A 20032-nucleotide genomic window follows, 5' to 3' on the forward strand; every position below is an offset into this window, starting at 1 on the left:
TCAATCCGTTCAAGGAGTCAGTCATGAAAAACCTACCAAATCCTGAAATTAATAGACAGTCATGGCCTATCAAAGCTCTAGCGGCTGCAGTCGTTATCGGTATGACTGGCACTATCGTACAAGCTGCTAATGTCGAGCGTAAGCCCATCGGCGATTTAGAAATCTATTCACCAGCGAAGCAAGGTACGGCAACTATCTTTATGATGCTAGATACGTCAGGAAGTATGGGTGATGGTTTTATAAAGGATGATTACAATAAGGCCACCGGATTAGATTTTACTAATTGTAAAGCAAATGATGTGACTTCCGAAAAGATTAGGGCAGTCGTTTATGAGCGTAAGTATAAAACTACCATAACAGGCGAGTTGTTCAGAGATGAAGATGGCAAGCTGGTACAGATTAAAGATCTAGATAAAACTCCCAAAGAAGTAGAGTTTACTCCTTCAGGTTGTACGGTTAGTGGAGTAACTAAATATTCTAGATTGGTACGTCTACAGATAGCGCTTATTGAATTATTAGCAGATGACGTTTTCAAAGTAGATGACAGTCTAAAAGTTACGGGCTCTTTACAAGATGACTACGAGATAGGTCTAGGTAACTATAGTTATAATGGTAATGGCAAGTCAGGCGTGACTTTGGTACCTACAAAAGCACTAGATACTGAACAGCGGGTAGATTTAATTAAAAAAACTAAGGATTTAATTGCTAAAGGTGGTACGCCCACTGCTCAAGCTTTGGCAGAGTCTGGTGCCTATATGATGGGTACGACTACAGATACAGAAAACTATATTAACCTGGTTGCTCAACGTGAGTCTCAGTATAATAGTAAGAATAGGTTAACTACCTATTACCGAAGTTGTAACTCTAATGAAGACTTACTCTCGCTAGATGAGTATACGAATAAATATGTTTATGCTTGTAGCAGTTGGGGTGACTGGACGACGAGTAGTAAAATATCAAGCTATAATACTTATATTAATACTGGAGCTGGCACAGAGACTGGTGTGGGTAGTAATGGGCGTAATTATTATCAATATACCATTAACTCAGATAGTGGCTTTATTGATTCAGAGCCTACGACCAAAAGAGGTGCTCTAAACAGATATCTCTCTCCGTTAAACCCTAAAGAATGTAGTGGTAATGGTATTTATATACTGACCGATGGTGAACCAAATAGTAGTAGTGATGATAGAGCCAAAGCAGTGATGAATGCGTCGTTAGAATACAATCCAGCATTATCAGTGAGCAGCTGTAGTGGCTTAACAGGTGGCAGTAGTACTGGAGCGTGGGGTTGTATGGCAGAATATGCTGCATTATTGCGTAACCCTACCAATAATCCGCTCAAACTGCCTATCAAGACTGCTACTGTCGGTTTCGGTAAAGACTTTGCAGGGCTGACGGGTAAAAAAGAGATTATAGTCAATGGCAAAATAAAAGAAGTGATTGATTGTGATAGTGGGCCCACTAGTGGCACAGGTAAAGTAAATCAAAACACCCGTAATTTATGTAAACTTGGCGAACGAAAAGCTGATGCCGAGCCTAAAACATTTGGTGATGGCGGCTTCTACTATACTGAAGAGTCTGAGGATATTGCGAATAGTATTATTGATTTTGCCTCAGGTTTAGTACAGATTATTAATACTGCGCCATCAGGTACCATAACTATTCCTGACGATCCTTATCGCACTGCTAATCAATTAGCTTATGCTTATTTGCCTATGTTAGATCCTGATATTGCGTCAGGCTCTAGTATCTGGGATGGAAATCTTAAGAAGTATAAATTAAATCAAGGTACTTTATTTGGTAATAACAGTAAGCTGCTGTACAAAGACGTTGCGGGTAATCTAGATAAAGAAACTCAGGATTTATGGCAAAGCTCTGACTTTACGGTAGATGGAGTTACAGCCAACAATGATATTAATGCTGGTGGTGTCTATGCTAGATTAAAAGCACCAAATTCAGGTTTCAGTAGTTTGCGCACCCTTTATGTTGAAGACCATACCTCAAGTGATAGTATAAAGCCCACCTTGCGTAAAGTTTGGGTTGATGGTGACGGTAAGCCGCAAGGGTTCGATCAGCTGATAGATACAGATACTTATACGCAAATAAATAAACGCCGTCTACTCAGTTTTTTAGGATTTGATGAAGTCTTAACGAATGATGGACAAGCAGTAGATGATAAAGATGTGGAAAGCTTAACGCTTACCGAGCCTACTAAAGAAGTTAAAGTGTTGGGCGGGGTTGTCCATTCAAAACCTGCCGCAATTTCTTATAGTGCGACTTTAGATGATAACGGTCGTATAACTGATACGCGTGACGATTATGTGTTATTCGGTTCTATGGACGGAGCATTGCACTTAGTCGATGCAGATAAAGGTGAAGAAACATACGCAATCATCCCTAAGAAGATGTTAGAAAATCAACCTACAGCTTTGGTTGATAACTCAACTAAAGCAAAGGTTGGTGAACCATACTTTGGTGTAGATGCGCCTTGGTTGGTAACTACCGATTACGATTATGATTTGAAGAGCAAGAAGGTGAAGGTTGATCAATCATCTGGCAAAGGAATGTTTGCCTATGGTGGTCTACGTATGGGCGGTGAAGCATTCTACGGTATGGATATCACCGATAAAGAAAACCCTAAAGTCATGTTTACTTTTACTCCAGAAGGTCGTAACAACACCACATCAAACAGTAACTTTTCACGTCTAGGTCAAATCTGGAGTAAGCCTACTGCCGCTAAAATCCGCATTGGGAAAGATGATAAACCTACCAATGTCCTTATATTTGGTGGTGGTTATGATATCGCTTACGAAGACGATGAATATATGGCTACTACAGATGCACCAGCCAAAGGCAATGCTGTTTATATGATTGATGCAAGTGATGGTAAGTTACTATGGTCAACCAGTGGTGAAGCTGGCGGTAGTGTCAATACCAAAACAGCGGACATGATTCATAGTATCACTGGTGAGATTACAGTATTAGATCGTGATAACGATGGACTGGTCGATCATATATACGCCGCTGATCTTGGTGGTCAAGTTTTCCGTGCAGATTTTGAAAATGCTCGTCCTAAAAAGTATGGTTTTGAAGCTGTTGATAAATTTTCAAACAAGGGTGTAGTCCGCGTATTAAATAGCTCTACCAGTGGCAAACCTGCGTATCGTTTTTATGAGCGTCCAGTGGTTAGCTTCTATCGCAACCAAAGCACTGGTACGAATAATGGTAAATTATTTGCACTTGTTAATGTAATATCAGGCAATCGTAGTGCACCTCTGTCGACGTTACGCAGTGAGAACTCTTATGCCAACCGTCTATATGGCATTATTGATAATGATGTGACTGATGCAGAGCTCTATAAAAGTGGCTTTACCACTACGGTAAAAGATTTAACTGAAAGCAAGCTCACTAATCTAGCAACTGCCTTGGGTAGTGCGCCAAATGAAGCAGCAAAAAATGCAGCAAAGTCAGCAATGATAGAAGGTAGCAAGCAAGGCTGGTACTATCCGTTGACTCGTTTTGATGGCTATAATAATGTTCGGTACAATAAAGGCGTTGGTGACAGTGTTGTCATTAATAACTTGCTATATACCACTGTTTATAACCCAGATAAGCTCTATGGGACGGTTTCTAGCTGTTCTGCGAAGATATCAGGTGGTTCAGAGCGTCAGCTATATTGCCTACCTTATGGCATTTGTATGGAGTCTAGCTCAAAAACAGGGACAGGTGGTTACTTACCCGCTGGACAAGGTATCCAAGAGCTAACATTGGGTGCATATAATGCTAAAAATACTGACCTTAAGGTTCTCATTGGCAACACCACTATCACTGAGCGTGCATTAGAAGCCAACCGAACAGGATATGGTATAGATCCTTTGAAAAATAATAGCAATATCAAAGATCTATATCCGGGTGAGGATAGCCGTCCTACACAGGTCGGTGGTGATGGTACTGCTGGTGAGTATATCTTTAATGAACGTTATACGATGCAGCCGCGTGTATGGTATGAACGTAAGTAGCAGTGATAATGGCGATAGAAGGTGCTATGTATCCTAAAGGTACATCATTTGGTCATCGCCATTCGCCGAGAGTAACACAGCACTAATAGCAGTATATGGATATAGTCGCACTACGCAGAGTAGGTAGTGTGACATATTTATCATTCGATAACGGGATGTCGCACATGACTCAGACGAGAAATACAAGTACAGCTAAGGTTACTCGCGGCTTTACGCTTATAGAGCTAATGATTGTCATCTTTATTATATCGATACTGGCCGCTATCGCTGTCCCAAGCTATCGCCGTTACGTCATACTTAATGCTGAACGTGAAACACAAGAAAAAATGTTACAGTTGCAGATACAGCTTGAGGGCTGGCGCTCCAAAGCATTGAGTTACCAAGGTTTTCAGCCGCAAGTGATTAATGGTACAACCAATGCTAAAACCTATAGTTATGCGGATAGTCCAACCAACAAGACTATTTATGTACCTGATGGCAGCGATGCAACCAACTATCGATATAAAATTACTCTCGTCGATGGCGGTGACACTAGCAAATCGCTAGTACCTAGTGGGTTCTCTATCATTACTGGTAGGACATGGAAGATGTTGGCCACACCCAATACTTCAGGACCTGCTAAGGGTGGTAGTACTATTATGCTTAGCAGTAGCGGTATACGCTGTCAGCATAAAACGAATAGTATCGCTATTAAAGACAATAACTGCGGTACGGGTGAGGAAACTTGGTAATGAAAGCAGCTTTCGATAAGTATGATTTAATTACAAATAAGTCTGCCAAACATCAAGGCTTTACGCTCGTAGAAGTCATGATAGTCGTTGCAATTGTTGCTGTGCTTGCTGCTATTGCTTATCCAAACTATCAACGCTACGTGATCAAAAGTAAACGAACTGACATGATGAGTGAGATGCATAATATCGCAGCTGAGATTCAAAGTCGCAAGTTAGTGCAGGGTAGTTATAGTAATGATTTAATTACGGGACTAGGGGGTAACTTTCCTAGGCAAGGCCCAGCGCTTTATACCATCAGTTTCACTCCCAATCCGCTTACCTCAGAGTGGCGTATCATCGCCACACCAAATCCTAACAGTCAAATGGCTAATGACGGCATACTCAGCCTTAACTATCAGAATAATAAATGTCGAGCTAATGTTTGCGGCACTAATGACGATTGGAATGACTAGAAAACTGATGAGTCTGCAAATAGCTGACAAAAATTGTCAAAATCCATTATCTGTTAATAACAAAAATCAGTATACTGACGTTTTTTAGCAGCTTAGGCGTAACATTGGCTACTTAATGTCACGTTTGAAAAGTCGAAAATTGGCAGGCTGCTAAAAATCGGTTTTAAAAATCTAATAAATAAGAAAATCTTTGCTATTTATTATGTTGGCATAGTAACTGCAATATTTATGGTAAGAGAAAAATACATTATATCCCTAAAGATAGAATGCGATTGTATTAACAACAGCTACTTATCTTTATATACCCCCAAAAGGAGTTCATATGAACACTGCTCAAAAAGGTTTTACTTTAATCGAACTAATGATCGTTGTTGCTATTATCGGTATCCTAGCTGCGATCGCTATTCCTCAGTATCAGAACTATATCGCTAAGTCACAAGTTACTCGTGGTGTAGCTGAGCTAGGTGCTCTTAAAACAGCTGTTGAAACGTGTCTAAATGACGGACAAACTGGTGCAGGGCAGTGTGATCTTGGCTTTACTGGTTCAACTGTTATTGGTCTAACTGCTCCTGCCACAGTTGCAGCTAAAGCGAAACCTACTACAGCGGTTACTAACACTGCGGCTCTTACTTCTACCGCTACTATTGCAGGTACGTTTGGTGGTGATGCTTCTGCAGCTCTAAAAGATACCGCTACAGGGATCACTTGGTCACGTACTGCAGCAGGTACTTGGAGTTGTGTATCTACCGCTCCTGCTAAATATAACTCATCTGCTTGCCCAGCTGCAGCTGCAGCTGGTTCTTCTTCTACTGGCGGTTAATACAACTTCAGTAAATGGCAAAACTAATAAAAAGAGACATACAGGTTATGTCTCTTTTTTTGTCTTAATATTACTGGATAAGTAGTTGCTATGGCTATTTCTGTACAGGCATCACCCAGACTAGCGTCTTTAGTATTGGCGCTTAGTTTTTTTGCGGGTTATTTGTTATTAAAGCTATTTCTAATAGAGTCTTTTTCTATAGAGTATTTAGTCAGGCTGTGGCTGCTTATCTGCGCTATGCCCTTGCTACTAATCGCTTATCTCCAAAACACTAATAAAAGAAATAAACACTGCCTAAATCCAATTAATGGCGCTCGTATCAAAAGTAAAATTATTGTACTGCTATTACAATTCATATGCATATATATATATGCTTTTTTCGTAACGCAAATGGGATTGGCTGAATATGCCGCCTTTGTTAATGACCTGTTTATCGCTTTTCCTGTTATTCTTATCCTAATTATCGGCTATGTTTGTTTTGTAGATAGACGTTTAATGGAGCCAGAAGATGATTATGCTCAGATAGGAGCAATGCTTAATAAACGTATCCCGATTGACACTGCTATTTTAAAGCGCTTTGGGTTAAAAACTGCGGTAAAAATTGTGTTCGTACCTTTTATGTATAGTGGGTTTTTAGGTAATTTAAGTATATTACTTAATAGCGCATGGCAATTCAATGCGGATGCTATCACTTTACTGCTATTTAATTTTGGTATCAGTATCGATATGTTGATTGGGATTTTTGGTTATTTGTTTAGCTCAGCTATTATTAACAATCAAATTATAGATACAAACAGTAATCTGTCAGGATGGATTTTTGCACTTTTATGTTATCCGCCTTTGGTGTGGATTATGCGCCAAGTGAATGACCAACAAGACAGCCTGATATGGAGTGATATCCTACCGCATAATAGCGTTATATTTTGGCTGATGTTCGTTATTATCAATCTCACTTGGGTAGTTTATTGGCTCGCGACCTTTGAGTTTGGCATGACGTTTTCTAACCTAAGCTATCGTCACCTGATTGATAAAGGGGTCTATCGCTATACCAAGCATCCTGCTTATATAGCAAAAAATATTTATTGGTGGTTACATACTTTACCGTTTATGGGTGTGGCATTCGTAAGTGCCGAATGGTGGAAAAATATTTTGGGATTAACCTTTGTTAGTCTCATATATTACGGTCGTGCCAAAAGTGAAGAGCGCCATTTAATGAAGTTCCCTGAGTATCGCCAGTATTGTGATGAAATAAATAAAAAGGGAATATTCCGTTGGCTAAAAATCCATCCTACTTATTGATTGTTTTGATTGTTTTGGTTGTTATCCTAATTTACCTAATGGATTTCGCAGTTATAGAGTCAATGCAAGTCAAAGCCAAAAAAGCATTGGTTTTACATAGCATAAAGTGTGAGGGTAAGAGAAAAAGCTGGTTAGCACAAGTCGCAAATTATAGTATTAAAGAGTTAGAGTATCTAAACTTACAGTTGTCTTATATGGATAGTGAGGGTAATACGTCAGCGTGTACGGCTGGCTGGGAGGGATTGCCATATGTTAGCCATAAAGTCACTCAAGATACGCTATTGAACTTTGCGAGTGTGACTAAGGTTTTTACCTCTGAGTTGATCTTGGACTTAGTCAGACAGCAAAAAATAAGTCTGAATGATAAGTTGGTTAATTTTTTGCCTAAAATAAATACTGACAATCTTAACGATGCTAGAGTTGCTGATATAACGATATCTGACTTACTTTCGCATCGAGCAGGGTTTGATGGAAATATAACCAATGACACCATGGTGAGCACATTGCCATGGTGCCCCTATGACATAAAACAATTACAAGGCATTACTTTAGATTTTGACCCTAATAGTAAAAATGTCTATTCAAATATAGGCTACTGTCTGCTTGCAAAAGTCATTGAAAACGTTTATGCCAAAAGTTATACCGAGGTAAGCCTAGATTATTTTAACTTTGATAATAGCGGTATTCGTTTTATACAGTCCAATAGAGCTGACCAAAGAAAAATTCCTGATATGAATAAAAGTGCCTATTTAATTAATTTAGACTTTTATGCATTAGCCTCTGTGGGAGCCTTGACAGGCAATAGTAATGAGCTGGTTCGCTATATTCATGAGATGGACAGAGTTAGCTATCCTAATGTAACCAGTCGTTCTAACGGAATAAATTGTGAGGTCACATACGTTCGTGGTTGCCATGGATTTTCGGGTTATGAATATTCAGCTGATAAAAAACTAACACTATATTGGCGAGATGGAAGACTGCCAAAAGCAAGCGCATTGGTGACGATTGATAGTGATGGCGGGGTGTTGGCTTTTCTTTCTAGTTCTGAGGATAGTGCTGCTTGGCTGACAACACATAATCAATTAATCAAAAAAATTTATAATATTTACCTAGAAGAAAAAAATCATGTTTAAGAAAACGACCTTAAAAGATATTATTACTTTATTGGCTCTAATGACTATGATAACTATCACTGGATACTTCTATGTCAATAATCAAGCCCGTAATATGTTATGGCAACAAACTTACCCCATCCGTGCCGAGTTATCCGCTCGTCACGTCAGTTGTAGTGATGATAGCCCCGTATGGCTTGCCGATATATTATGGTATCAATCCAAACACAATAACGCCCCTGCCAATCAAATTGCCTATATCGAGCCAAACGGTAAATTACATCATTGTGAAAACGGATATATGGGTAAGTATCCTATACTATCAGACAGCGTCACTGAGCAAACACGTTTTCGCTATGCTAGCGTCACTAAGCTGTGGACAGCAGATGCCATTTTAGAGCTGGTCAAAGAGGGCAGGCTGACACTTGACACATCGTTAGTAGATATCATCAGCGAGATTGATACGCCAGTAGATATGCGCGTGAATGATATTACTATTGAGCAGCTATTATTGCACCGAGCCGGATTTGACCGTTATAGCATCTTTGGTCAGGATATGTTTGGTATTGGCAAGGACATTTGCCCCAACCATATTAATGAGCTAAATAACATTGCCCTAGGCTTTGAGCCTGATAGTAAGACCAGCTATTCTAATTTGGGTTATTGTCTATTAGGTGAAGTAGTTAGCCGATTAAATAATGACAAACCTTATACTGACATTATCGCTCAGCAGTATGGTTTTGCTGATAGTACTTTAAAATTTATCGCCAATAAGCCCATGGCGGATGAGGTGAGCTATAACTATGTCGAAACGGGATTGACAGGGCACGCTGATATTTATACCGCTTTTGATTATGAGGCACTTGCATCAGCGGCAGGGCTGTCAGGTAATGCGCTAGATTTAGCCAAGCAAGTACACGTCATGGCAGCTAAGCCTGCGCCAAACATACTTACTAATAGCCCTAAAGTTGCGTGTGATACTACACAGATAGCAGAGTGCTATGGCTATGCGATGGTGCCGTATCAGTCACAGCCAAATTTGTCCATGATGCATTATCGAGATGGGGGTTTATTGGGGTTATCTTCATTAGTCGCTATAGATGAGCGTGGCGGGGTGGTGGCATTATTGAGTAATGGCATGCCAAATAATGATGTAAAGGGTAGTAATAAGGTAAAAATGATGATCTATGAGCATTTAAAAGTAACGATAGGATAAAGTAGTATGCACGGTTTAACTATTTTTGTATTGCAATTACTATTGTTGCTGCCTAACTTATATTTATATAGTAAAGGGGTAAATTTAGGTTTCAATAATTTTTTATTAAATATAATATTTATAATTTATCTTTTTGCATTGGTTAAAGACAGTCGGTACTTAATAATTTTTTATCCTATTGTCGTTATAGTTCCCTTTGTTATATTTTATACTTATTATTATGATAGTAGTATTAATGAGGAAGTCTTAAGCATTATACTTGAGACCAATCGGCAAGAAGCATTGAGCTTTTTAGGTAGTAAGATTTACTTTTATTTCGTTATAGTGATTGTTTGGGTAGCTGTAGTGTCTGCTCTTTTTTGGCAAAATAGGCATGCTCCAATACGATGGATGCATCGTAGTCGCTGGTGGGTTATTATTAGTGTGAGCAGTATTGCTATAATCAGTGTAGCAGCTAATTACGCCTTGGCATCGGTATCTGAGACAGATGATAATTATATAAAGCCATCTACTCAATTTTTGGTAGATGAGGATAAGAGCTTTTTCTTAAAAGAGCTAAAGCAAAGCTATCCAATAGGATTATTTGTTTCTTTTTATGATTTGTATCATGAGCAAAGCAAAATTAATAAAGCATTTGCTAAAAACCAGCAGTTTTCTTTTAATGCGACAGCGTCTGACAATGCTAATAATAAACAGCTTGTCGTGCTAGTGATTGGTGAGACCAGCCGCCGTGCTAATTGGCAATTAAATGGCTATTCAAGGCCGACCAATCCTTTATTATCCACCCAAGCCAATGTGGTGAACTTTACCGATATGCTCAGTATATCTAGCATGACCCGTAGCTCGATTCCTATGCTACTGACCCGAAAACCTTCAAGGTTAGTAAATAACTATAATTTCCCAGAGAAGTCGGTGATTTCTGCTTTTAAAGAAGCGGGCTTTGCTACCTATTGGCTATCCACACAGCAAAAATTTGGCGCCCATGATACCAGTACTTCCGTTTATGCCAAAGAAGCTGATAATATTATATTTTTAAATAAAACCAACTATACCAATAAAGGTGAAACTGACGGCGTAGTGCTGCCTATCTTTGAACAGATATTGGCAAACCAATCGCAAAAAACCTTGGTGGTCATTCATACGCTAGGTAGTCATTTTGATTATGCACACCGTTATCCGGCCTCTTTTGATAGATTTAAACCGTCATTAAATGAGTTGGACGGCTATAGCATACAAGAAAAAAAATATAAGCAGCCACTCATTAATAGCTATGACAACTCTATTTTATACACTGATTATGTGATTAATGATCTGATAAATAGTATGCAAGCGCAAGCTCAGACGGAGTCGTTTTTGCTTTATAGCTCAGACCATGGCGAAGACTTGTTCGATGGTCAATGTGATAAAAGCGGACATGCTAACGAGACAGCACATAACTTTGAGATAGCGAGCCTAGCATGGTATTCGCCACGCTTTGCTGCTAATCATGCTGATAAGGTGCAACAGTTGCAGGCGAACGCCACCAAACCCATTAATCATACTTCCATATTCCCAACCTTAATAGATGCTGCCGATATTACGATTCCAAACTATTCATTAAACCGTAGCGTATTGGGCAACTTAATGCCTTATCCACGCTTAGTATTAGGCGGTAGGGATTATGACCGTAGTGAGCAGCAAGGCAGCTGTAGAGAAGTAAAATGAATACTATATCTTCAAAACAACAGCAATTACTTGCCAATCTAGCCGCTATATTTTTTATATCGGGGTTCAGCGCACTGGTGTATCAAGTTAGTTGGCAGCGGCTATTATTTACTGGCTTTGGTGTGGATCTAACGTCGATTACTTTGATTATCTGATGGCGTGGTTTATTACAATACGACTCAATCATTGGATGCTTATTATATGGCTCAGAGCGTGTATGATTATGTCTATAAATATAAATTCTTTGTATTGGCATCACATAATCCAGTCATCATTAATAAGACAATGATTGAAAATAACTTGTGTCAATTAAAAAACTATAAGACAAAACAGCTTGTTTTTACTAATCAACAAGAGTCTACATAAGCAGATGAACTGATTATGAGTAATCCATTATTGCTTTATAGAAATATCGACATGACAGAATCAGGTCGTACACCTCGTATTATCACCGATAATAATATGATTACAGAATATTAATATGGCAAGGGATTGTAGATAAGTATCAATGATGGCATAGGATGTGCACTATAGGGGTAACCTTATTGACTGTGATGTGACCGCCATGACCACGCCCCAACTCCTAAAAAAGACTCAAAAATGTCATTCATTTACCCAATCTGGCTTTACTTTGATTGAGCTGATGATTGTGGTGGCTGTTATTGGCATCTTGGCAGCGATAGCTATTCCACAATACCAAATTTATATCGGTAAAACCCAAGCAACGAGAGTTATTAGTGAGCTTGGGCAGTTACGGCTGACGGTAGAGGAATGTATACAGACGGGTCGAACAGTCATTGGTTTGGGTACTCATAAGTGCGATCCGCGTGCATCAGGCTCCAACCTAATCATAGGCGGCTCACAAGTGGGCGTGGTATTGCCCAATAATATGGGCGTTGCACAGCTGAGTAATCCGCTTATATTAACAACCAGTATTACTGCCACTGTATCGACCCAAGTCAACCCAAGATTGGCGGGTAAAAAAATAAAATGGTTACGTAGCAGTACTGGCTCTTGGAGCTGTAGTAGTAATATAGAGGCTCTTTATTTACCCAATTCATGCGCCTATGATGCAAGTTTATAGGCAGCAATAAAAAACCACCTAATGGCCCTTTTTATAAAATGGCTATTAGGTGGTTTTTTATGATCTAAATATATTGCTGTGTTTTAAAGAATCAACTACTTCTCTAAATATTGAATCTTACCTTCCACGCCATCCCACTTTTCAGCTTCTGGCAATTGACCTTTCATCTCAGTGATATTTGGCCATTTTTGTGCCAGCTCTTCATTTAGCTGGGTGAACACCTCTTGCCCTTTTGGTACTTCGTCTTCTGAGAAGATCGCATTGGCAGGACATTCAGGCTCGCATAGCGCGCAGTCGATACACTCATCAGGGTCGATGACGAGGAAGTTCGGTCCTTCATAAAAGCAGTCTACAGGACAGACTTCCACACAGTCGGTGTATTTGCAAAGAATGCAGTTCTCTGTAACGACAAAGGTCATAGTACTGTCTACCTGTTATTTGATTGGGCAAAATAGAATAGATTAAAAATAAGGCACATTTTAGCGCTTTTACCACTAATTGACAATTCCCTTTAATGACTAATGATTTCCTTTAGATGATAAAGTAAGTCATGTGCTTGCTTTGGCGTTAGGTTATCAGGATTAATCGCACTTAGCTCATCTTGTAGGCTAAATAACTGATTTTGTTTTGAATTGTCACCTGATTTTTGAGTTTGAGTAATGTTACTGATACTTACATCTTCTACTTTACTCTCATGATTCTGTTGCTGTTTATCGTTTAACGACTTAGCTAATTCATTTTTATCATCAATGTTGTTTTCTTTTTCCGCTTTTAAATTGTCTATTAAATAACGTTTAGCATCATTTAATACCTGAGTAGGAATACCAGCCATCTTTGCCACATGCAATCCAAAGCTAGAGCTTGCAGCACCATCTTTGATTTGATGGAGTAATAATAATTGACCATCGACTTCACTGGCAGCGACATGCACATTGCGGATATTGGCATGATTGCTTGCATTATTTTCTATGTTGTTTTCCGCCAATTTTGTCAACTCAAAGTAATGGGTGGCAAATAATGTCAGGCAGCCAATCTCGACCAGTCGATTGACGCAAGCATGGGCGATTGCTAAGCCATCAGTAGTAGCCGTACCGCGTCCGACTTCATCCATCAGCACCAATGATTTATTGGTCGCTTGGTTAAGGATGTTAGCGGTCTCAATCATCTCAACCATAAAGGTAGATTTGCCACCCGCTAAATCATCAGCTGAGCCAATACGAGTAAAAATGCGATCGATATCACCGATATGAGCGCTGGCTGCTGGCACAAAGCTGCCACAATGGGTGAGTAGAACAATCAGCGCGGTTTGGCGCATATAGGTCGATTTACCGCCCATATTAGGACCGGTAATCATTAACAGTCTTTCAGAATTTTCATAACTGCCCAATGCGCAATCATTGGCAACGAAATGGCTGCTGTGTTTGGTTGTTTTGCTTTGAATGGCAGTATTATTTGGATTTAACGCCGCTTCGACAACGACATGACGACCTGCTTTAATATCGATACTGGTTTGGCTAGCAATTTTTGCATAACTGTCATTTTTTGAGTCGTTACTCATGACTGGTCGTTGCCAGTTATAAATTATGGCAAGCTGTGCCCAATTGCTAAGCACATCTATTTGCGCGATAGCTGCGCTAAGCTGTTGTAGTTCGGCTAAATGGCTACCTAATATGGTCAATAGTTCGTGATATAGCTGCTTTTCACGAGTCAATGCTAATGTCTGTGCGCTTAGATATTCGGTCTCGACTTCTTTTAGCTCATCAGTAATAAAGCGCTCGCTACTTTTAAGCGTTTGCCGACGGATAAAATGCGCCGGTGCATTCTTTGCCTGCATTTTGGGTAATTCGAAATAAAAGCCGCTGACTTTATTAAAACCCACTTTTAGACTGGGTAATTGACTCTCTTGACGCGCACGCTCTACCATCTTGTCTAACGTTACTTGGATATTGTCATGCAGATGGGTAAGACGATCAAACTCTGCATCGTAGCCTGCGGCTAGCATACCACCATCACGAATATGCGCTGGTGGCTCTGCAATAATAGCGCGCTCGATTAGCTCGGCCACGGATTGTACGGCAGGTAGTTGGGCAGGTAATTGCTGCATCAGCATGGGCAGCAAGCCTGCTTGCTCATGGCTAATACCTACATTTATCAGTAGAGTAGTAAGTTGGGTGCTACTAGCAATACCATCAGCCAATTTACGCAAGTCACGCGGCTTGGCACTCATCAGCCCGATACGGCTACTGATACGTTCAATATCACCGATAGCATTTAAGGTTTCACGTAAACTGCTGACCAATGAATTATTTTCTAAATTTTCATTAACCTGCTTATTTTCGCCAAAATTATTGTCTGTCTGCAAAAGGCTAGTGATTGCATCTAAACGCAAATTAATACGTGTATGCTGGCGCAGCGGGCGCTTCATTTGCTGCATGAGTAAGCGGCGTCCCATTGGCGTTTGACAATGATTAAGCACCGATATCAATGATGTACCATTGCTGCTAACGGGGGTAAACAGCTCTAGGTTTTGCTGACTATTGGCATCAATGATTAAATAGTCATCATTATATTCAACAACAAGCTGGTTAACTTGTGGCACATGGCGTTGCTGGGTTTGCCGTGCATAATGGATTAGTGCGGCGCAGCTAGATTGGGCAAGTGGCGCATCACTAATACCAAGTCCATCAAGGCGTTGGACGTCAAACTGCTGGCAAAGGGTTGCGCTGGCATGCTCACGGTGAAAGTCATTGGCCGCAACTTCGATAATAGGGCAGTCAAGATTTTGCCGTAGCCATAGCAGCCAATCTGTATCGGTACTGCCAATGTTATCACCAAGCGCTTCGCTAATAATACATTCACTCGGCGCAAAACGTGCCAGCACCGTCAGCATTTGAGTTTGCAGCCCTTCAATATCATCATGGTTTGCGCTTAGTGTTTGCGTCGTTAGGGTTCCAGCGGCTAAATCCATTTGGCTAATAGCAGCTTGCATAGGTTGTTTGCTGTTCGATTTAGGAGTTTCGATATCAATGGCAACGACAGTCGGGGTGTGGTTGGGTGCAATTAGGGCGTCATCAGTAATCGTACCAGCGGTCAGGGTTTTAACTACTTCACGGCGCATGATAGTACCGGCTGTCGATTTACTTTTATCTTTTTTTTGCTTATCGCCCATTGTAGGTGTATTGGACGGACTGCTAGTGCCAGTAGCCGACTCGTCAATTTGCTCACAAACGACCACTGTCTGCCCAGCCGCAATCAGCCGTGCCATATAGCTGTCAGCCGCATGAAAGGGGACGCCTGCCATCGCAATGGTATTGCCTGCTTTATCCGTACCACGGCGAGTGAGCGTAATATCGAGTATCTGCGCCGCGCGCTTGGCATCATCAAAAAATAACTCATAAAAATCACCCATCCGGTACAGCAGTAGCGCTTGTGGATAATTGGCTTTCATGGTTAGATATTGCACCATCATCGGCGTATGGTCTGCCAAGTGATAAACGGCGTCACCTATGACTAACGGTTCAGCTGAATGAGGATTTTGAGCGGACGGATTAACGGTCATGCAGGATCTCTTATGATGCTTAAATGGGTTTACGTGGGGCGAAATGCTGATTTTTATAAGAATAAATAACGGTTGAAGGTTAGTAAATTATCCTGTTAAAGGGAGTAGGTAAAAGCTTGAAAGATTAAGACTATAAGCGCTATTTTAACACGTCCTACTAGGTTTTTACGTCGGCAAATATCTACTCATTGCCCTTGTATCCATCGGCGTCATAACCATATATAATGACGTCACACTTAATTGGGCGATACTTCATTAAGCGACTCATCATTAGTCAGTACCTTATTATTGCGTGCTTTGTTAATCAATACTTTGACAATCAGTGCGTTATTAATCAGTAAGTTATTAAAAGGTATTTAGTCAGTGATGATTGTCAGCATTGTAATGACCAGGCAGCAATATATAAAGCCTTAGCGAATGCGCACTAATTATCGAATATTTCCATAGGTCAAAAATTATGTTATCAAAGATTATAGGCAGTGTCGTTGGCACCAAAAATGAACGCGAATTAAAGCGCATGCGTAAAGTGGTCAGCAAAATTAACGCACATGAGGCTACGATACAAGCCCTGTCTGATGAGCAATTACAACAAAAAACCGAAGAGTTTAAAGCAAGACACCAAAACGGTGAAAGCTTAGATGCCTTATTACCAGAAGCGTTTGCCGTCTGCCGCGAAGCGTCGCTACGCGTCAATGGCATGCGTCACTATGATGTGCAGCTGATCGGTGGTATCACCTTGCACGAAGGCAAAATTGCTGAGATGAAAACCGGTGAAGGTAAAACCTTGATGGGTACCTTGGCTATGTACCTCAATGCCATCAGTGGCAAAGGCGTGCATTTGGTAACGGTCAATGATTATTTGGCGGCGCGTGATGCCGAGTTAAACCGTCCATTGTTTGGCTTTTTGGGTATGACGGTTGGCGTTATTTATTCGCAGCAGCCGCCGCAAGAAAAGATTGACGCTTATCAAGCAGATATCACTTATGGTACCAACAACGAATACGGTTTTGATTATCTACGCGATAACATGGTGTTTAGCTTAGCTGAGAAAAAACAGCGTCCGCTAAACTATTGCATTATTGATGAAATTGACTCTATCTTAATCGATGAGGCGCGTACGCCACTGATTATCTCGGGTCAAGCCGAAGACTCATCACGTATGTATGCGCTGATTAACACCATTATTCCGGTGCTTATTCGTTCAAAGGACGAAGAAGCCAATAAGAATAACGAAGACGAAGATTTTTGGATTGATGAAAAAAATCGTCAAATCGAAATCAGCGAAAAAGGCTATGAGAAAATTGAACGCTTCTTAATCGAAGTGGGTGAGCTTGGCGAAAACGAAAGTTTATATAGCCCGAGCCGTTTGCCACTATTGGCTCACGTCCAAGCGGCCATTCGTGCCCATCATGTGTTTGTCAAAAACGTCCATTATATCGTTGACGACGGCGAAGTGATTATCGTAGATGAAAACACTGGTCGTACTATGCCGGGTCGCCGCTGGTCAGAAGGCTTGCACCAAGCGGTAGAAGCCAAAGAAAACGTCGAGATTCAAGCAGAGAACCAAACGCTTGCGACGACGACTTTCCAGAACTATTTCCGTTTGTATGACAAATTATCTGGTATGACGGGTACAGCTGATACCGAAGCGGCAGAATTTAAATCCACTTATGATTTAGATGTCATTGTGATTCCAACGCATGAGCCGATTGCGCGTATCGATATGGATGACCAGATTTTCTTAACCAAGTTAGGGAAATATAAAGGTATCATCCGCGAGATTAAAGAAATTCAAGCCAAAGGCGCCCCAGTATTGGTTGGTACGGCGACGATTGAAGCCAGTGAAGAGTTGTCCTACTTGCTCGATCAAGAAGGCGTCAAGCATAACGTCCTAAACGCCAAGCAACATGAGCGTGAAGCAGAAATCATCGCTCAGGCGGGTAGTCCAAAGGCTGTGACGATTGCGACCAACATGGCTGGTCGTGGTACCGACATTATCCTTGGTGGTAACTGGCAATCATTTATCGAAGATATTGATTCGGTTAGTCCGGAAGAAATGGCGCGCCTAAAAGCCCAATGGCAAGTTAAGCACGACCAAGTCGTTGCCGCTGGCGGTCTACATATTATCGGCTCTGAGCGTCATGAATCACGCCGTATTGATAACCAGCTGCGTGGTCGTGCTGGTCGTCAAGGTGACCCTGGGATGTCGCGCTTCTTCTTATCGCTTGAAGATGATTTGATGCGTATCTTTGCCGGTGATCGCGTCGTCAATATGATGCGCGCCATGGGTCTTAAAGAAGATGAAGCCATTGAACATAAAATGGTTTCTAAATCGATTGAAAACGCCCAAGGTAAAGTAGAAAGCCGCGATTTTGATGCCCGTAAAAATCTGTTGAAATACGATGACGTCGCCAATGAGCAGCGTAAAGTCATCTATAGTCAGCGTGATGATTTATTGGCAGAGTTAGATTTGTTAGAGGCCATCGAAGTCATGCATCATGAAGTTTATAATGCCATGATTAACCAGTTTATCCCGCCGGGCTCTATCGATGACCAGTGGAATATCGACGGTTTAGAGGACGAGCTTGAGGACGAATTCAAGATTGCGATGCCAATTAACGATTGGCTTGATGAAGATCGCCGCCTAGATGAAGAAGGCTTACGTGCTAAAATCATCCAAACGGCATTGGATCGTTATCATAGCCGCCGTGAGCAAATGGGCGAAAAAGATGCCGCCCAGCTTGAGCGTCATTTTATGCTGCAAAGCTTAGATAAGCATTGGAAAGAGCATTTAACCCAAATGGATCAGCTGCGTAAAGGTATTCATCTGCGCGGTTATGCACAAAAAAACCCTGAGCAAGAATATAAGCGTGAGTCGTTTGAATTATTCCAAATGATGCTTGGGGCAATTAAATCTGAGACGGTACAAGATTTATCACGCGTACATATCCCGACCAAAGAAGAGCTTGCAGCATTAGAAGCGCAGCAGCGTGAAAATGCAGCACAGATGCAAATGCAGTTTGAGCACAGCGATATTGATAACATGGACAGCGGAGCTGATAGAGCCGCTGCACAAAACCGCAATCTTGCTGGTGCGACCGCAGCAGGCGCTGTGGCGGGTCCAGACCCATACGCTGGTATGAATATCAGCCGTAACGCCCCGTGTCCTTGTGGCTCAGGACTGAAGTATAAACAATGCCATGGTAAAATCTAAACATTGATAATCAACCATTGTTAAGTTATGATAAAAAGTCCCTATCTAAAATAGATAGGGGCTTTTTTTATAGATATAGCCTTAGTACTTATATCGAATAATTGATATCAGTATGAGAGTTACGATTATAAAAGTATCAGTGTCTTTTTGGCGATTAATTACAAATTCAACATAGGCGTGAATTTACGGGCGCGCTATAGTGTTTAACATCTTTATTTGGGAGAGTGTGATGAATGTAGAATTATTAAAAAAATTGCGTACCTCTATCGTCCTAACCAGTTTACTGGCGGGTGCCATGACGCTTAGCGCTTGTCAACAACAGCAAGAGACAGAGCCAAGCCTAGAAGACAGTATCAGTGAAGAGCAGTCTGTACCCATGTCCGCTGATCCTGCCGAGCCTAGTGATGTGGTGGTAGATGCGCCTGCCAGCGACGTAGAAGATGATACGATTGCTTCTGTTAATACCGGCGTCAATCAAATAAGTTATTCATGTTCACCTGCGCTCGCCGTTGAAGCGACGTATAAAGATACTGAGAATCAGGTCATTCTTGCGACTGCCCAAGGTACAGCGACTTTAACGAAAACCAACGATGCGACTAACCCTGAAGTGTTTGAAGCAAAAACTGCCATCGATGGTGGTGAAGGCTTTATACAGTGGCGCGTGGCTCATAAAGAGCGCGAAACAGGTGTGATGCGTACGGCGGGTGCAGATGCAACCAACGTCAGCACGTATGAGTGTAAGAAAGCCGAAGATACTGCAACTGTAGAAGACGCAGTATAAAAGTAGATTTATAAAATGAGGTTTTTTCTGATTAAATT

General features: G+C 41.1%; 14 protein-coding genes. 12 read left to right on the forward strand and 2 right to left on the reverse strand.

Going from position 1 to position 20032, the window contains the following annotated elements; all coding sequences use genetic code 11:
* Positions 1-23 precede the first annotated feature (23 nt).
* From PG901_RS09160 to PG901_RS09205, 10 genes are all read left to right on the forward strand, one after another.
* Positions 24-4022 carry a PilC/PilY family type IV pilus protein gene (locus PG901_RS09160; protein ID WP_271134307.1) on the forward strand — a complete coding sequence of 1333 codons (3999 nt, stop codon included), beginning with the start codon at positions 24-26 and terminating at the stop codon, positions 4020-4022.
* 164 nt (positions 4023-4186) lie between these two features.
* The gene (locus PG901_RS09165; RefSeq protein ID WP_271134308.1) at positions 4187-4753 is read left to right on the forward strand and encodes a type IV pilin protein; all 567 of its coding nucleotides are present in this window, start codon (positions 4187-4189) and stop codon (positions 4751-4753) included.
* Entirely contained in the window at positions 4753-5205 is a 453-nt protein-coding gene (locus PG901_RS09170; protein WP_271134309.1) for a type IV pilin protein, read from the forward strand. Before PG901_RS09165 ends, PG901_RS09170 begins: the two co-directional genes overlap by 1 nt.
* Positions 5206-5527: 322 nt before the next feature.
* Positions 5528-6025: a pilin gene (locus PG901_RS09175; protein WP_271134310.1), complete on the forward strand. Its 498-nt coding sequence runs from the start codon at positions 5528-5530 to the stop codon at positions 6023-6025.
* 390 nt (positions 6026-6415) lie between these two features.
* A complete protein-coding gene (locus PG901_RS09180; protein ID WP_271134311.1) occupies positions 6416-7324 on the forward strand; it encodes a methyltransferase family protein in 909 nt (302 codons plus the stop codon).
* The gene (locus PG901_RS09185; protein WP_271134312.1) at positions 7297-8457 is read left to right on the forward strand and encodes a serine hydrolase domain-containing protein; all 1161 of its coding nucleotides are present in this window, start codon (positions 7297-7299) and stop codon (positions 8455-8457) included. Before PG901_RS09180 ends, PG901_RS09185 begins: the two co-directional genes overlap by 28 nt.
* Positions 8458-8503: 46 nt before the next feature.
* Entirely contained in the window at positions 8504-9652 is a 1149-nt protein-coding gene (locus PG901_RS09190) for a serine hydrolase domain-containing protein (protein ID WP_271134313.1), read from the forward strand.
* Positions 9653-10075: 423 nt separating this feature from the next.
* Positions 10076-11356 (forward strand): phosphoethanolamine transferase, encoded by a 1281-nt coding sequence (locus PG901_RS09195; protein ID WP_271134314.1) that lies wholly within the window; start codon positions 10076-10078, stop codon positions 11354-11356.
* Positions 11353-11511, forward strand: a complete 159-nt coding sequence (locus PG901_RS09200) for a hypothetical protein (RefSeq protein ID WP_271134315.1) — start codon at positions 11353-11355, stop codon at positions 11509-11511. The genes PG901_RS09195 and PG901_RS09200 overlap by 4 nt, the downstream gene beginning before the upstream one ends.
* A 410-nt stretch (positions 11512-11921) precedes the next feature.
* Positions 11922-12440 carry a pilin gene (locus PG901_RS09205; protein ID WP_271134316.1) on the forward strand — a complete coding sequence of 173 codons (519 nt, stop codon included), beginning with the start codon at positions 11922-11924 and terminating at the stop codon, positions 12438-12440.
* A gap of 95 nt (positions 12441-12535) precedes the next feature.
* Here PG901_RS09205 and fdxA read toward each other — a convergent pair whose 3' ends face one another.
* Together fdxA and mutS are read right to left on the reverse strand one after the other, a co-directional pair.
* On the reverse strand, positions 12536-12859 hold the full coding sequence (fdxA, locus tag PG901_RS09210; protein WP_149492489.1) for a ferredoxin FdxA: 324 nt from the start codon (positions 12857-12859) through the stop codon (positions 12536-12538).
* A gap of 92 nt (positions 12860-12951) precedes the next feature.
* On the reverse strand, positions 12952-15999 hold the full coding sequence (gene mutS, locus PG901_RS09215) for a DNA mismatch repair protein MutS (protein ID WP_271134317.1): 3048 nt from the start codon (positions 15997-15999) through the stop codon (positions 12952-12954).
* A gap of 457 nt (positions 16000-16456) precedes the next feature.
* Here mutS and secA point away from each other — a divergent pair, with 457 nt between their 5' ends.
* The gene (gene secA, locus PG901_RS09220; RefSeq protein WP_271134318.1) at positions 16457-19213 is read left to right on the forward strand and encodes a preprotein translocase subunit SecA; all 2757 of its coding nucleotides are present in this window, start codon (positions 16457-16459) and stop codon (positions 19211-19213) included.
* A gap of 229 nt (positions 19214-19442) precedes the next feature.
* Positions 19443-19994 carry a hypothetical protein gene (locus PG901_RS09225; protein WP_201625324.1) on the forward strand — a complete coding sequence of 184 codons (552 nt, stop codon included), beginning with the start codon at positions 19443-19445 and terminating at the stop codon, positions 19992-19994.
* The last annotated feature ends 38 nt before the right edge of the window (positions 19995-20032 follow it).

The organism is Psychrobacter sp. ANT_H3 (genome assembly GCF_027919975.1).
Lineage (GTDB): Bacteria > Pseudomonadota > Gammaproteobacteria > Pseudomonadales > Moraxellaceae > Psychrobacter > Psychrobacter maritimus.